The sequence below is a fragment of the Psychroserpens sp. Hel_I_66 genome (assembly GCF_000799465.1).
In the GTDB taxonomy this organism is placed as follows: domain Bacteria; phylum Bacteroidota; class Bacteroidia; order Flavobacteriales; family Flavobacteriaceae; genus Psychroserpens.
In genome coordinates, this window is sequence record NZ_JUGU01000001.1 from 2,861,721 (window position 1) to 2,877,150 (window position 15,430).

The following is a 15,430-nucleotide window of genomic DNA, read 5'->3' on the forward strand; positions in this document are numbered from 1 at the left end:
ACCAAAAGGTTTTATACTACTAATGCACTCAACAACCAATCTACTCTATCCTTTTAATTTGTTAAGGAATTAAATCTGCTAATTCTTTTCCAATCAAACTCCCAATGGCAACTCCCATTCCACCAAGACGAACTCCGCAAAATACATTATTAGATAATTGTTTGACGATTGGTTTTTTTTGACTTCCAACTCCCATAATTCCACTCCAGCGATGTTCAATTTCAAAAGTAGTATTTGGTAGAATAGTCGTTTTTAAAATGTCTTCGAGTTTTTTTTGTATTAATTCGGTTTGGTTGAACTCAATGGTTTCTTCTGCCTTAAAATCTAAATTTCGTCCACCACCAAACAAAATTCTATTGTCGATATTTCTAAAATAATAATACCCTTGATCTAAATGGAACGTCCCTTTTATCTTTAAATTATCTATAGGTTTCGTAATTAATACTTGGGCTCTTGCTGGTTTTACTTCAGGAATATCTAAACTTGAAGCAAAGCCATTTGTAGCAATGAGAAGCTTTTTTGATGAAAACTCAAATTGATTGGTTTTTATTTTTACTGAATTTTTTTCTTCGGAAAAAGACTCGACTGTAATACTGTTCAAAATTTTTATATCTGCGCTCAATACTAAATTTGTGAGCGATACCATCATTTTACCAGTATCAATTTGACCTTCAAATTTATTGAAACCTAAAATTTCATTACACTGCTCAAAGCCAAAGCTATTAGGTTGAAAGCTAAAAACATGATCTTTAAATAATGGTTTTAACAACCTGTTGACAGTATCCTTTTTTTCTTGGCATGTTGCTAATAAATTATCGGTTTTTGAGAATAATTCATATCCTCCATATTGCTTATAATCTATGTTTTTATCGCCTAGAGTTTCACGCATTAATTGGAGCCCATCGATACGTTTTTTTACGAGATTGAAGACTTCTTCTTCACTATGAGAATTGAGATCATCAATAATTTCGCTAAGACTTCCAAAACATGCAAAACCTGCGTTTTTGGTACTTGCGCCTTGAGGTAATATGCCTTTTTCCAAGATGAGTATATTGGCTTTTGGAAACCTTTTTTTCAATTTTAAGGCACAGTTTAGACCAACGATTCCGCTACCAACTATAGTGTAATCTATTTTGGTGAGCCAAGATTTTATTTCCCAGTAGGATAGATTCATATTAGAATTATATTGGCATTAAAACCGGACCTAAATATTCAAGCCAAAGTATTGCGCTAATAAATGATCCTGGAACAACAAAGATTAGCATCTGTATTTTTTCTTTTTTATTAAAGCGTTTCAAAAATAAATGTATTGCTAGAACTACTATAATTATACTCAATATAGTTATCACATAGTTTTCTTTAAAATAGTATAGATCTAGATTATTATAGTTAAAAATAATAAATGAGATAAACTGAAGACTTGTATACAAGAACAGAGAAAAAAAGAATATTAAAATCCATTTGAGATACGTAGTTATTTTAAAAAGCTTTATAACTAACATTGACCAACAGCTTAATGATATTAAAAAAGAAACCAATATAATACCATTAATAATAGAAAAATTATGTATCTGATTTAATTTTATTAATTGGGCATGAACTAAACAGCCTACTAAGTTACCTGTATAATTATATGTAAAAATATTTGATACATCTCCATTTGTAAATAATAGATCTAATATAAAAATCAGCGCATTATTTAGAATCGCATAAGTGGGAAAGAGCAATAAAAATAAAAAAAAGATAAAAAGTGATTCTTTCTTTTTTAGCATATTTCAGTATTGTTTTATCTCTTAAATATATAAATAACTATCGATTTCTGTTAAGGATGGAGTGGTTTGTTTGAGCTCCTCGCAGAGAGCGAGCCACGAGAGCCTGACGCTTTGGAGCTGTTTCAGCGAAAAAGGGTAACAGCCAAACATTTATTTTCTTAAAAAATTCAATTTATGATATAAAAAAACTCCGAATTTGCTTTCGGAGTTTTTTTGTATTGTCTTTTTAAAAAATTTATTCTACAACAAGTTTTTTGGTTACGACATTTCCACCGTCATTGATATTGAGCAGATAAATCCCAGAGTTAACTTTACCTAAATTAATTGATTCATTAAATTCTCCTGACACATTATCAAAAGTTGTATTAAATACTGATCGTCCTCTAACATCAAATACTTGTACGTCAACATTATTTGAATTTGCGTTAAACTTGATATTGAACTCTCCATTGTTTGGGTTAGGAAAAACCGATAAAGAGTTTTCTAAACTAGGCTCTTCTACTCCTAAAACTGTTGTAGTTGTACAGAGTTCTATTGACCACTCATTCACGGTTCCTGTATCTCCATTAAAGAAATCCACAAATACTAAGTTCCAAGTCCCTGATGGATTATTACCAGTAAATCCCGTCATTGGATTCGCAGGAGCGTAGGTACCAATAGTTGGTGAAGCACATACAATTGCAGGTGATCCATCCTTAAACGTAACGTTTATATCTTGAAATTGGGCTGAGTTACAGCTTCTTGCCCAAATATTTGCAAAACCTCCACCACTTGGTGCTTGCAGTTGCATGATCAAATCACCTATATAACTATGTTGTACGTCTACACTAACTCTAATATCTGTAATTGGTGTAGTTTCGGAAACAGTAACCGGAATAAATACTGGTGTTCCTTGAACATTTGCACCACCACCATCTGGTATATTTGTTGATATTGGACCAGTAGTGTAAGTATTACAAACTGTTGTCACTGTTGCATTTAAAGCAAAATCTGTAGAATTAATATTGAAGAAAATATTTCCTGCGCCTTCTACCATTACTCTACAAGAGCCTGAAGCTAATCCAAAAGGTACTGTGATGTCCTGACTCCCATCGTTTGGAACATTAGATGCCAAAACAGTGTCATAGGTTAATCCTCCATCTATTGATAATAAAATATTTACATTAGCTGTGTTAACTCCACTACCTGTTGTTCCTGCAACATCCCAAGTAATAGTTTCGGTAGTTCCTGATACCCAAGAAACTCCAGAACTGTTTTGAGAAGTCACTATAAAAGGACCTGCTGCTGTTGTAACCGTAGCCAACATCGCATCAACTGCTGTTTGACCACCATCTATATCATTGTCCCTAACTGTCAATCTGAAATTTAGATTTCTATTTACTGAAGCTAATTTCTCCCAAGTTGTAGAACCACCTGAATTCACTAAATCTGCTAACCGTGGTATATATCTTGATGGATTGTTTGTCCCTTTATATGATCTCACGATTGGACCTTGCACTGTTGTTTCTGTTGGCGCACCTGTTGGGCCTAAATCATATTGTTCCCATGTATATGTTAAACTTGCTTCACCTCCATCATCGCTACCAGAGCCAGTTAATTTATAAGGAGTTGAAATTGGAATGATAAAATCTCCTCCTGCATTAGATGTTGGAGCAGCATTCCCGGTTGCTATAAGATTGGCACATTGACTATTCCCATTAGTTATGTTGTCGAAAATTTCATCTAAACTTTTTTGATGAAAATAGTCGTCACTATTATTTTGTACATTTTGTGGCGGACAGATACCTGCATAAGCCATTATTGTAGAGCCACTACCTGGCTCATAAGCATTAGATGCTGTTCTTTGTGTAAGACAACTAGAACCTGGAGCGTTACCATTAAATGTGTGCGGACCACCATATTGATGTCCCATCTCATGACAAACATAATCAACATCAAAAGCATCTCCAATTGGCGTTGCTAAACCAGTAACTCCACGTGCTTTAACAGTTGTACATGGCGAATTTAAAGCAGCGACACCACCTCCTCCAGTGCTAAACACATGGCCAATATCATAATTTCCAGTTCCTATATTTGTATTAATTGTGGTTTGATTTTCTGTTAACATGGCAAACCCATCATCATTTGTATATGGATCACTAGTGACACTTGGGCCTAAAAAAATGATGCTTGTATTGGGAACCATAATCATGGTAATAGATAATTCTCTTTCATAAACACCATTAACTCTAGTCATTGTGTTAACCATAGCAGTCATCACTCCTGGCAATGTCCCACCATGAAATGTAGAATATTCTACAGTACATGCTAGTGCTAACCTAAATTCACGTAAAAATCCATCATTAGCATTTCTATTTAAACTCGGACCTGATTCTCTGTCTGCATTTTCCTCCAATTCGTCAACATAGTCACAAACCCATTCATCTGAATTATTTGTCAAACTTGACTTAGAATAAGAAATATAAAAATTATTACTTTCCGTATATGGATCAATAAAATACGTTCCAGAATCTGTGAATGTCATTGTGTTAACACCTTTTGGTGTAACACTAAATCGAATTACGTTTACTGGATTTTCTATACTTTGACCAACATAACTTTTCATGTCAGGGAATTGAACTTGGAGAGACTCCTCCATAATTGGAGCTTCTTTTATTCTGAAAGACTCCAAATTACCATCCATAACTGGAAATTGTACAATCACATTAGATTGTCCTTGAAATGTTTTTCTATTTGGAGCTAATTCTAATGTTTCTTTTAGACCTTCAATGTCTAATTCATAAAAATCTGCTTTTGCAGGTTGTGATTTTCTTAAAGCAAGTTCTCCTTTTGAGGCTTGAGTTTTAGTTGACTTTATCCAAAAGGATTTTCCTTGTTGAGCAAAACTTGCTGTTGAGCAAAAAATCATTGCTACTATTACAATAGTAATTTTTAGGTAATTTTTTTTCATTTCTTTTATTTAATTTATCAATGTCATAAATGTACATTGAGATTCTTAACCTACAAAATATTGAAAGTTAAAATAGTATATATTTGTTATATGAAAAGTTTGATAGTAATTATAATTATGGGCATCATGATAGCATGTAATGCTAATAAGAAGATAACTGATACTGAAAATTTATCTGAATCCTCATCAATATGCCCAAGTGAAGGCACTTGTACTTTGGAAGTTTTAAAAGATAAAGTTTTCAACATTAAAACGGATGAATTTGGAAATAGTTATCCCGAATTAATTGATGGAAATAAGATCGTTTTAAAATTCAGTTACAATAAAAATACAATTACAGATGTGGAAGATGATCATTATTCTGAAGTTGTATATTTAGAATTTGAAGAAGGTCTTTCTTCCATAAATCTAAAAAATAAAGATCTATCATCGGTAAAAGCTGGATTTTCTAGAGTTTGCTTCTGTAGAGGCCAAACAGGCACATTTCCGATAAATATAGGTCATTTGAATTTATCAAAACTTACTGATAGCACGTATCAAATAATTTTTGATTTTACAATCACTGAAGTTCCGCAGGTAATAAACTCATTTGACAGAACATTCAAATTATAAAAAAAGCGACTTAAAATTAAGTCGCTCTTTATTACTCTTGTATGGGTTGTATTTTAAAATCTTCCATAAATTTAGTGGTATAATTTCCTGCTAAATAGTCTGGATGATCCATCAATTGTCTATGAAATGGTATTGTTGTTTTTATACCTTCTATTACAAATTCATCTAAAGCACGTTTCATTTTGTTGATTGCCTCTTCCCGGGTTTGGGCAGTGGTTATCAACTTTGCAATCATAGAATCATAGTTTGGCGGAATTGAATAACCTGCATAAACATGCGTGTCTAAACGAACTCCGTGACCTCCTGGGGCATGTAATGTTGTAATACGTCCTGGTGACGGTCTAAAGTCGTTAAAAGGATCTTCTGCATTAATACGACATTCTATAGAATGTAGTTGTGGTAAATAGTTTTTTCCTGAAATTGGAACTCCCGCAGCTACAAGAATTTGCTCTCTTATCAAGTCAAAATCAATAACTTGCTCAGTAATTGGGTGTTCTACTTGGATACGTGTATTCATTTCCATAAAGTAGAAATTACGATGTTTGTCTACCAAGAACTCTACTGTTCCTGCTCCTTCGTAACTAATATATTCAGCTGCCTTTACTGCTGCTTTTCCCATTTTTTCACGAAGTGCCTTGGTCATAAATGGAGATGGTACTTCTTCGGTCAATTTTTGATGACGTCTTTGAATTGAGCAATCTCTTTCTGATAAATGGCAAGCTTTACCTGTGGAATCCCCTACAATTTGTATCTCAATATGTCTTGGCTCTTCGATGAGTTTTTCCATATACATATCATCATTTCCAAAGGCTGCCTTAGATTCTGTTCTTGCAGATTCCCATGCGTTTAGAAGATCTTCTTCTTTCCAAACAGCTCGCATCCCTTTTCCGCCACCTCCAGCTGAAGCTTTTAGCATAACAGGGTAACCGGTTTCAAGAGCTACTTTTTTACAGTCTTCAAAATCTTTAATGATACCCTCACTTCCTGGAACACAAGGCACTCCTGCTGCAAGCATAGTTGCTTTTGCATTGGCTTTGTCTCCCATTCTATCAATCATTTCTGGTGAAGCACCTATAAATTTGATGTCATGCTCACCACAAATTTTTGAAAACCTTGCATTTTCTGATAAGAATCCATAACCTGGATGAATAGCATCTGCATTAGTAATTTCTGCTGCTGCTATTATATTTGATATTTTTAAATATGACTCGCTACTTGCTGGTGGTCCAATACAAACTGCTTCATCTGCAAACTTAACGTGTAAGCTATCTGCATCTGCAGTAGAATAGACCGCAACAGTTTTAATGCCCATTTCTTTACAGGTCCTAATAACACGTAGTGCTATTTCTCCTCTATTGGCTACTAATATTTTTTTAAACATAGTGTTTTAGTTTAAGAGTTTATGGTTTTTGGTGTTTATCTGTTTCAGCACTATTGCTTCTGCATTCAAACATTAAACTTTAAACTTAATATTATGATGGATCAACTAAAAATAGAGGTTGATCAAATTCTACTGGAGATGAATCATCAACTAAAATTTTAACGATTTTTCCTGATACTTCAGATTCGATTTCGTTAAATAATTTCATTGCCTCAATAACACATAATACGTCTCCTTCTCCTATTGATGTTCCTACCTCAACAAATACTGGCTTGTCTGGAGATGGCTTGCGATAAAATGTTCCTATTATTGGTGATTTGATTGTAATGTATTTTGAATCTTCAGTTGCTGCTGGTGCTTCTGGAGCAGATGTGGAAGCTGGAGTAGCTGGTATTGCTGGCATAGCTTGTGCAACTGGCTGGTTCATTGGTATTTGCTGAACATAAGTCGTGGAATCACCTTTGTCTTCTGAACCTGTTCTAATGGTGATTTTAACATCATCCATTTCTAATTTAACCTCACTTGCGCCAGATTTGGCTACAAATTTGATTAAGTTTTGAATTTCTTTAATATCCATAATTATTAGTCATTTTAATTAGTTAGTTAAAAGTTGGTTATGAATTATAAGCCCACTTTAAATAAATTGAGCCCCAAGTAAATCCGCCTCCAAAGGCTGCGAATATTATTTTATCGTCTTTTTTGAGTTGTGATTCGTAATCGTGCAATAGTAGAGGTAATGTTGCCGAAGTTGTATTTCCGTATTTATGAATATTCATCATTACTTTCTCTGGCACTAAGTTCACTCTATTTGCTGTAGCTTCAATAATCCTCTTATTGGCTTGATGTGGTGCTAGCCAAGAAATATCGTCATTTGTAAGATTATTTTGCTTCATGATGCGTTCTGTCACATCTGCCATATTGAAAACTGCATTTTTAAATACCGTTTTTCCTTCTTGAAAAATATAATGCTTACCTTCTTTATATGTGTCTTCATTTATTGGATAAGATGATCCACCATAGGTTGCCTGAAGAAAATCTCGTCCTTCGCCATTGCTTCTCAATAATTCATCTTGAAGTCCTAAACCTTCATGATTTGGCTGAAATAAAACAGCTCCAGCTCCATCACCAAAAATAATACATGTAGCTCTATCTTCATAATTGATAAAAGATGAGTTTTTATCTGCTCCAATGAGCAAAACATTTTTGTATTTGCCTGATTCTATATAACTAGAGGCAACCGACATTCCGAAGAGAAAACTTGAGCAAGCAGCTTCAAGATCAAAAGAAAAGGCATTCGTTGCCCCAATCTTAGTTGCAGTAAAAGCTGCGGTTGAGGCAGCTTTCATGTCTGGTGTTGCTGTTGCAACGATTACTAATTCTATATCCTTTGGGTCAATTCCTTTTTTATCAATAAGGTTTTGAGCAGCTTTTATTGCTAAATAGGATGTTCCCTTGCCTTCATCTTTTAAAATTCTACGCTCTTTAATACCTGTACGAGTGGTAATCCATTCGTCATTGGTATCGACCATAGTTTCTAAAATCTTATTAGTTAACACGTAATCTGGCACATATGCACCAATAGCTGTAATTGCAGCTGTGATTTTACTCATACTAAACTTTTAATAGTTTCAAAAAGAGACTAAAACTGTGAAAAAACAGTAATTTTTTAATGAATTTACTAATTTTTCAACGATTATAGTGCAAATTAAGGTTTTTTTAGAGTTTGAAAAATTAAACATAAAAAAAACGCTCATTAATGAGCGTTTTATTATATGCATGCATAATACTTATGCTAGATTTTCCTCTTTTTCTGAGTTGTCAATTAACACTTGACCTCTATAGTACAATTTACCTTCATGCCAATGTGCTCTATGAAAAAGGTGTGCTTCTCCTGTTGTAGGACAAGTAGCTATAGTAGGAACAGATGCTTTATAATGTGTTCTTCTTTTATCTCTTCTTGTTTTAGAAATTTTTCTTTTAGGATGTGCCATTTTATATGTTATTTATCCGTTAATAGTTTTTTTAATGTATTCCAACGAGGATCAATTTCCTCTGATGTTTCTTCTTTTTCGCCCAAACTTTTTGGGCTTAACTCTTCTAATTTTTCAAGTATGTCTGAATCTAATGTACCATCTTCAACGCCTGGATGTATTCTTTTTGCTGGCATTGATAAAATGATTAACTCATAGATGTATTGTGCTACATTGATTTCGTATTCACCGTGTGGCAAAATTAAAATATCTTCAAACTCATCATTATATTCTTCACCAAATTTTACAACCAGCTTAAATTCACCATCAACAAATTGATCGTAAGGCTCGTTTGTAAGATCACAATTAACGTTTACACTACCTGAAATTTCAAAAAATAATTCAAGTAAAGTTGTTTTTTTTTCAAAAACCAACTCTGTTTTTACGTCTACATCATTAAAATCATCATACTCAAAATGTTCAAAGAACTTTTTATCAATCTGATAATCAAAATGGTGCTTTCCTACTTTGAGACCAATAAATGGTATCGTAAATTCCTTTAAGGGCTTCATCATCGCATTCATTTTGAGCCTGCAAATATATAAATTTTAATTAATTAACCTATGGTTATAAACAAAAAATGTTGACAACTTGTTAAAGCTGTTAGCGCGGAGATTTTTCAGCTCGTTTAGGGGCTTTCTTTAAAGGGTTTTTTGAATACTCTTTATATTCCTCCCTATTATTATAAATCTCAATAGCTTTAAAAACTGCCTCTTTAAATGAACCATGATCTGCTTCTCCTTTACCTGCAATCTCAAATGCTGTACCATGATCTGGTGAAGTCCTTACTTTACTTAATCCCGCAGTATAATTAACACCATGACCAAAAGCAATTGTTTTAAAAGGTATCAAGCCTTGATCATGATACGATGCAATAATGGCATCGAAATTTTTATAATTCTTTGACCCAAAAAAGCTATCTGCAGAGTAAGGCCCATAAACCATCTTTCCTTTCTCTTTAATTTCCTGTAACGTTGGTCTTAAAATATTATCGTCCTCTTCTCCAATAACGCCATTATCTCCTGCATGAGGATTAATACCTAACACCGCAATTTTTGGTGTTCTAACCCTAAAATCTTCTATTAATGATTTATAAACGGTATCAATTTTTTCTATAATAAGTTGTTTAGTAATCTTGCTTGGTACATCCTTAACGGGAACGTGGTCTGTAAGCAACCCAACCTTTAGGGAGTCTGTCACCATAAACATAAGACTTTTTCCTCCTAATTTTTCAGCTAAATAGTTGGTATGCCCAGGAAATTTGAAACGTTCTGATTGTATGTTATGTTTATGAATTGGTGCTGTTACCAAAACATCAATATTTCCATTTTTCAAGGCTTCAGCAGCAGCTTCTAAAGATTTTACTGAGTATTCTCCTATTTTAAGATCTTCTTCTCCAAAATTAATATTGACATGATCTTTCCAAACATTCAACACATTAATTTTACCATCAATAATTTGGTCTAGTTGATTTATTCCATGAAAATTAATAGCACTGCTAAAATGCTTTTTAAAAAAAGACATGGTTTTGATAGATGCAAAAATTACTGGAGTACAAAACTCCATCATTCTATTATCCTCGAAAGTTTTAATTATGATTTCCGATCCAATACCATTTAAATCTCCAATTGAAATACCAAGCTTTATTTTTTTGTCTTTTTCCATTAAGATGTTTTCTATTGTACGTAATTTTGTATTTGCAAATTTAACCAATTATTCGACACTATGTTTACAGGCATCATTGAAGATTTAGGGATTGTTACAAAACTTGATAGAGATCAGGGCAACCTTCATTTAACTATTAAGAGCGCTATAACCCAAGAATTAAAAATAGACCAAAGTGTTGCGCACAATGGAATTTGCCTAACTGTCGTTTCCATCAATAATGACACCTACACTGTTACTGCAATTAAGGAAACCATCGACAAAACAAATATTGGAGATTTAATGGTTGGAGACATTGTAAACCTAGAACGTGCCATGAAACTTGGTGATCGTTTAGATGGACACATTGTACAGGGACATGTCGATCAAATTGGATTTTGCCAAAGTGTTAAAGAAGAAAACGGAAGTTGGTCATATACTTTTGATTATGATGATACCTTCGGAAATGTAACTATTGAAAAAGGGTCTATAACTGTTAATGGCGTAAGTTTAACGGTGGTAAATTCAGAAAAAAACAAATTTAGTGTAGCAATTATTCCCTATACGTATGAGCACACAAATTTTAAGAGCCTTCAAAAAGGATCTAAAATAAATCTAGAATTTGATGTTTTAGGAAAATATATACAAAAGCTATATCAAAATAGACTATAAGTTTAAAATTAGTCTTTAGAATTTTGAATGGTTTTCTTTATTCCGAAGTAAGCACCAACAACCAAGGCAAAAGTAGTAAACCCATCAATAGGTAAACCTGGAGGAGGAGGAGGCATTGGAGGTGGCGGAGTACCATCTTGAGCCAAACACACAAAACTTATTAATACAAATAAGGTTGAGGTTAGGAATTTCTTGTTTTGTATTCTCATTGTGGCGTAAATGTATAAAAAAAAAGGTCTCAACAAAATATAATAACGAAAAAACATCCATAAAAGGCAAAAATATTCGACAAAATGCACGTATTTGCCCGATTTGCGTCAAATTTTTATTAAAATCAAATATATACTTTTTTAAGAAATATTGCGTAAAAACAATATAATTTCAATATTAAATCCTTGTTACGATGTTCATTAGGTTTGTTACACATACGATATAAATGTGATTAGGGTTTTATATATAAATATAAAATTAACGATGCATTTGGTCGAGAATATCGATAACTTTTGCTTTTTTCCTAACAGAAACAGGAACATTCTCTCCATTTTTGAGCATTAGGTAACCACCATCTGTTTTTATAAACGCACTAATACATTGTATATTTATAAGATGACTTTGGTGGATTCTCAAAAAACCATAAGGTTTAAGCATATCTGCAAAATATTTTAAGGTCTTGGTCACAAATACTTTTTTTCCATCATTTAAATGAAACATAGTGTTGTTACTATCAGACTCACAACGAATAATATCATCCAAATTCACTATAATTATTTTATCAAGCGTATGCAGTGAAATCTTATCTGGTTTTTTCTCTGGAGCAGCTAATGTTTCCTTTAAAATATTTAATCTTTCTTGGTTGGGTTGTAGTTGTTCTTTTGCTCTTTCAATTGCATCTTTTAGCTCTTCTTTTGCATATGGTTTTAGCACATAGTCAATCGCAGCAAACTTAAAAGCTTTTATAGCATACTCGTCACTTGCGGTTACAAAAATGATTTTCGACTTTAAATCAGGAAAAATCTCCAAGACATCAAATCCAGTGCCATCTCCCAACATGATGTCTAGAAATAGAATATCTGGCTGCACCTTCCGAAGTACTTTTGCTGCCTCTACCACACTTTGAGCTGTATTTATAATTTTTATGTCAGGATGATGGGATTCAATGTCGCTTCTTAAAAGCTCCATTGCATCTTTCATATCTTCTACTATAATTGCTGTCAACATAACTAATAATCTGTTTCTAATGGGATTTTAAATACAATGGTCGTGCCACCAATATTGCCATCTTTTAATTCTATTTCCTTTATTTCTAAGGCGTTTTTACCAGATATAGATTCCAAGCGTTCTTTTGTAACGGTTAATGCCATAGATTGATGATCTGTTTTGGGTTTTTGTTGTTGAGAGCTAAAGATACCAACACCATTATCACTAATAGTGACCTTTAGAATATCTTTAGTATTTTCAAACAATATATATAACTCTCCATTTCTTGGTCCTTTCAATATACCATGCCTAATAGCATTTTCAACAAAAGGCTGTATGAGCATTGGTGGGATTAATATTTCTTCGGGATCCAGATCTAATTTTAAATCAATATTATATTCAAATGGTTTTTCTGCCATTAATTTTTCTACTTCTATATAATGACGTAACGTTTTTATTTCTTGATCTAAATTTATGGCATCCTTTCTAGAATTAACCAACGTTTCTCGAAGTAAAGTTGCAAAACTATTTACCGTTTCATTCATTTTCTCTGGTTTTGTTGGAGCCATCGCTTTTATACCATTGAGTACATTAAAAATAAAATGCGGATTCATTTGCAAACGCAACGCCTTTTGTTCTAGGGTCAATAAATGGTTTTCTAGTTCTAGCCTCTTTTTCTCTTCGGAATTATTTCGTTTTAACCGTTTGATGTATTGATAAACTAAAAGAGCAAGCACTAAAACAGCCACAGCAATCAGTAACCCTTGAAACCATATTTTTTTGTGTAAAGGACTTTCTATAAAAAAAGAAAACCGAAGTGGTTCACTCTCTATCCATCTATGGTTTCTAGACTGTACAAAAAAATCATGACCGCCAAAATTAAGTTCTGGCAAATCCTGAGTATTTGCTTTAGACCAAGGGCTCCAGTTATTACTGTTTAATTTATAGCGATATTCTACACCATTGGGATGGTCTATGTCTACAGTTTTAAAGGTAAAACTCATTTGCCTTTGGTCTGGATTTAACTTTAAAATCTTATTAGAGTTTGTCCAAATTGAGAAATCTAAAGAATCTATACTTTTAAATTCTACCTTTACATCTTCTAGAAAAAGAGTGGGTTTTTCGGTTTCTTGATTTGTTTCTGTTGGTTGATATTCTGTCAAACCATAGAGTGCTCCAAACCATAAATGCCCGTTTTTATCTTTATCTACTGCATTTAAACAGGTTTCAATTCCCAAAAATCCGTCATTTCTTCCGAAGAAAAAAGCATCTTTAATCACATTTTCTTTATCAAGTTCTAGCTTATCAACGCCACGTTCTGTACCTACCCAAAGGTAATCTTGGTCATCAAAAATGAGCTGGTATATATTTTGAGAAGCACTGTTTTTTGCTCCTTTAAGTTTTTTAAACGAGCCGAAATTCTCGTCATTTGACCACCAAATCCCTTTACCTGCGGTGCCTAAATACAATGTGTTATTTTTAAAAATTATAGAATTGATGGCGACATTTTGATTTAATATGTTACCTAAATGCGTGATTTTACCATTTTTTAAATAGCCTAAATGTCCGTTTTGTGTCGCGTACCAAAAGCGGTTTTTGTTATCTCTAACCATCTGTTTAATGTACAAATCCTCAATACCTTGTGCAGTGCTGTAGGTATTATAAACCCTCAAACTATCGTTGGAAGGATTATATGCAAATTCTACAATTCCGCTAGAATAGGTAGCAGCCCAAATGGTATCGTTCTGCGCATGTACACTCCTGATCCAATCAAACGGAAAACCAGTTTCGGTACTTAAAACTTTAGTTTTTTCAACCTCTAAAGGTATTTTTGTGATCGTATTTTTTAAGGTATCTACTGCAACGGAGTCTACGATCGTTTTTCCCTTGAACAATAATCCTCTCCCATCTGATCCTGCCCAAATATTCCCATCATTATCTGAGGTTATGGTTTTTATTTTTACCTCGGAAAATGCTTCTGGAATTTCAATATCATTAACGCCAAAATCATCAATTCTAATTAAGCCAGCTTCAGAATTTGAAATCCATACTTTGCTGTTGACCGCATGCACTGCGTAAATACGATTTCCGTTAAGGCCAGTTTCAGTATTAAAATGTTTGAAACTGTTTTGAAAATATTTGTACAATCCACCTCCAGATGTGGCAATCCAAATATTACCTTGTTTGTCTTCAAAAATTTGTTTTACACCAGGTACCGAAAGACCATTTGAGGTATTGAGGGCAATAGATTCAAAAAGTGTTTTTGTGTCAATAACAGAAATCCCATCGTGTTGTGTAGCTATCCAGATTTGATCTTTTATTAGGGTTGAATTATTGATTCTTAGTGGTTCTCTAATTAAAATTTGATTGTCAAAATCTTTTGACTCAAATATAATAGTGCCATCGTTAAACGTTGACGCTACTATTTTTTCCTCAAAACCAACAATAGATTTAAAGTCTCCATTTTCTAGTTTCTCGGTATTTTTGGGTGGGTTTAAAAGTGATTTAATTTTCCAAAGTCCGTTTTGTGAGGCTAACCAAAAATGATCTTCAAAAAATAAAAGGTCATTGATTTGATTATTGTCCAATTCAATATGAACATTGATTTTAGTAACATTTAAATCTTCATTAACCAAGTAAACACCCTTATTTGTAAGTATATAAATTTGATTTTCATAACGATAAATTCTATTGATTTCTGGAGTTTGGGTATTTATAAAAGTGTTTTTAATTTTTACTGAAAGACCAAGTTTTGTACCTATAAACAAGGTGTCGTTTTGTGTTGAAATAGCATTTACATAATTAGAAACCAATCCACTATTTTCATTGAATACTTTGAAGTTTTCTCCATCAAATCTTGCCAAACCACCACCTTGAGTACCAATCCATACATACCCTTTTTTATCTTGGTCTATCGCATAAACCTGAGATTGTGGCAAACCGTCTTCAAGGGTCAAGGCTTGCAGTTGCTTGTTTTGGGCATTGATTGCGGGTTGATTTCCGAAGAAAATACCGAAGAAAAAAAGCAGCAGTTTATATGTTGATTTGGATTTCAAATTAGATTTTGTTTGCCATTGCAACTTACAATTTTGAACGCATTTATTGATACTTGTAGTATTGCTAATTTTATTAATACTGAAAAAAGCGCTGCACCACGACTTGGATACAGCGC

General features: G+C 33.2%; 13 protein-coding genes. 2 read left to right on the forward strand and 11 right to left on the reverse strand.

Annotation, left to right across the window (positions count from 1 at the left end):
• Positions 1-61: 61 nt before the first annotated feature.
• Both GQ40_RS12675 and GQ40_RS12685 read right to left on the reverse strand, forming a co-directional pair.
• Positions 62-1,174 carry an NAD(P)/FAD-dependent oxidoreductase gene (locus tag GQ40_RS12675; protein WP_047549003.1) on the reverse strand — a complete coding sequence of 371 codons (1,113 nt, stop codon included), beginning with the start codon at positions 1,172-1,174 and terminating at the stop codon, positions 62-64.
• An 833-nt stretch (positions 1,175-2,007) separates the two neighbouring features.
• Entirely contained in the window at positions 2,008-4,722 is a 2,715-nt protein-coding gene (locus GQ40_RS12685; RefSeq protein WP_047549009.1) for a reprolysin-like metallopeptidase, read from the reverse strand.
• Between the two features lie 117 nt (positions 4,723-4,839).
• Between GQ40_RS12685 and GQ40_RS12690 the strand changes: the two genes are divergently transcribed.
• Positions 4,840-5,334, forward strand: coding sequence for a hypothetical protein (locus GQ40_RS12690; protein ID WP_047549011.1), 495 nt, complete (start codon positions 4,840-4,842; stop codon positions 5,332-5,334).
• Between the two features lie 31 nt (positions 5,335-5,365).
• On the opposite strand, the gene accC is transcribed toward GQ40_RS12690, so the two are convergent.
• The 6 genes from accC to pdxA form a co-directional block, all read right to left on the reverse strand.
• Complete coding sequence (accC, locus tag GQ40_RS12695; RefSeq protein WP_047549014.1) at positions 5,366-6,715, reverse strand: acetyl-CoA carboxylase biotin carboxylase subunit; 1,350 nt, start codon at positions 6,713-6,715, stop codon at positions 5,366-5,368.
• Between the two features lie 91 nt (positions 6,716-6,806).
• Positions 6,807-7,292 (reverse strand): acetyl-CoA carboxylase biotin carboxyl carrier protein, encoded by a 486-nt coding sequence (gene accB / locus GQ40_RS12700; protein ID WP_047549017.1) that lies wholly within the window; start codon positions 7,290-7,292, stop codon positions 6,807-6,809.
• A gap of 37 nt (positions 7,293-7,329) precedes the next feature.
• On the reverse strand, positions 7,330-8,325 hold the full coding sequence (locus tag GQ40_RS12705) for a beta-ketoacyl-ACP synthase III (protein WP_047549020.1): 996 nt from the start codon (positions 8,323-8,325) through the stop codon (positions 7,330-7,332).
• 177 nt (positions 8,326-8,502) lie between these two features.
• Positions 8,503-8,706 carry a 50S ribosomal protein L32 gene (gene rpmF, locus GQ40_RS12710; protein ID WP_047549022.1) on the reverse strand — a complete coding sequence of 68 codons (204 nt, stop codon included), beginning with the start codon at positions 8,704-8,706 and terminating at the stop codon, positions 8,503-8,505.
• 8 nt (positions 8,707-8,714) lie between these two features.
• Positions 8,715-9,257, reverse strand: a complete 543-nt coding sequence (locus GQ40_RS12715; RefSeq protein ID WP_047549024.1) for a YceD family protein — start codon at positions 9,255-9,257, stop codon at positions 8,715-8,717.
• A gap of 91 nt (positions 9,258-9,348) precedes the next feature.
• Positions 9,349-10,410, reverse strand: coding sequence for a 4-hydroxythreonine-4-phosphate dehydrogenase PdxA (gene pdxA / locus GQ40_RS12720; protein ID WP_047549027.1), 1,062 nt, complete (start codon positions 10,408-10,410; stop codon positions 9,349-9,351).
• A 60-nt stretch (positions 10,411-10,470) separates the two neighbouring features.
• Between pdxA and GQ40_RS12725 the strand changes: the two genes are divergently transcribed.
• Positions 10,471-11,061 carry a riboflavin synthase gene (locus GQ40_RS12725; protein ID WP_047549030.1) on the forward strand — a complete coding sequence of 197 codons (591 nt, stop codon included), beginning with the start codon at positions 10,471-10,473 and terminating at the stop codon, positions 11,059-11,061.
• A gap of 8 nt (positions 11,062-11,069) precedes the next feature.
• Here the strand turns inward: GQ40_RS12725 and GQ40_RS12730 are convergent, their stop codons facing one another.
• The 3 genes from GQ40_RS12730 to GQ40_RS12740 form a co-directional block, all read right to left on the reverse strand.
• Positions 11,070-11,270 carry a hypothetical protein gene (locus GQ40_RS12730; protein WP_047551933.1) on the reverse strand — a complete coding sequence of 67 codons (201 nt, stop codon included), beginning with the start codon at positions 11,268-11,270 and terminating at the stop codon, positions 11,070-11,072.
• Positions 11,271-11,529: 259 nt separating this feature from the next.
• Positions 11,530-12,279, reverse strand: coding sequence for a LytR/AlgR family response regulator transcription factor (locus GQ40_RS12735; protein WP_047549034.1), 750 nt, complete (start codon positions 12,277-12,279; stop codon positions 11,530-11,532).
• 2 nt (positions 12,280-12,281) lie between these two features.
• A complete protein-coding gene (locus GQ40_RS12740; RefSeq protein ID WP_047549037.1) occupies positions 12,282-15,314 on the reverse strand; it encodes a two-component regulator propeller domain-containing protein in 3,033 nt (1,010 codons plus the stop codon).
• Between the last annotated feature and the right edge of the window lie 116 nt (positions 15,315-15,430).

Bases quoted from the DNA above. Each gene is read 5' to 3' on its own strand.
- GQ40_RS12675 (WP_047549003.1), bottom strand. From the start codon at position 1,174: ATGAATCTATCCTACTGGGAAATAAAATCTTGGCTCACCAAAATAGAT.
- GQ40_RS12685 (WP_047549009.1), bottom strand. From the start codon at position 4,722: ATGAAAAAAAATTACCTAAAAATTACTATTGTAATAGTAGCAATGATT.
- GQ40_RS12690 (WP_047549011.1), top strand. From the start codon at position 4,840: ATGGGCATCATGATAGCATGTAATGCTAATAAGAAGATAACTGATACT.
- accC (WP_047549014.1), bottom strand. From the start codon at position 6,715: ATGTTTAAAAAAATATTAGTAGCCAATAGAGGAGAAATAGCACTACGT.
- accB (WP_047549017.1), bottom strand. From the start codon at position 7,292: ATGGATATTAAAGAAATTCAAAACTTAATCAAATTTGTAGCCAAATCT.
- GQ40_RS12705 (WP_047549020.1), bottom strand. From the start codon at position 8,325: ATGAGTAAAATCACAGCTGCAATTACAGCTATTGGTGCATATGTGCCA.
- rpmF (WP_047549022.1), bottom strand. From the start codon at position 8,706: ATGGCACATCCTAAAAGAAAAATTTCTAAAACAAGAAGAGATAAAAGA.
- GQ40_RS12715 (WP_047549024.1), bottom strand. From the start codon at position 9,257: ATGAAGCCCTTAAAGGAATTTACGATACCATTTATTGGTCTCAAAGTA.
- pdxA (WP_047549027.1), bottom strand. From the start codon at position 10,410: ATGGAAAAAGACAAAAAAATAAAGCTTGGTATTTCAATTGGAGATTTA.
- GQ40_RS12725 (WP_047549030.1), top strand. From the start codon at position 10,471: ATGTTTACAGGCATCATTGAAGATTTAGGGATTGTTACAAAACTTGAT.
- GQ40_RS12730 (WP_047551933.1), bottom strand. From the start codon at position 11,270: ATGAGAATACAAAACAAGAAATTCCTAACCTCAACCTTATTTGTATTA.
- GQ40_RS12735 (WP_047549034.1), bottom strand. From the start codon at position 12,279: ATGTTGACAGCAATTATAGTAGAAGATATGAAAGATGCAATGGAGCTT.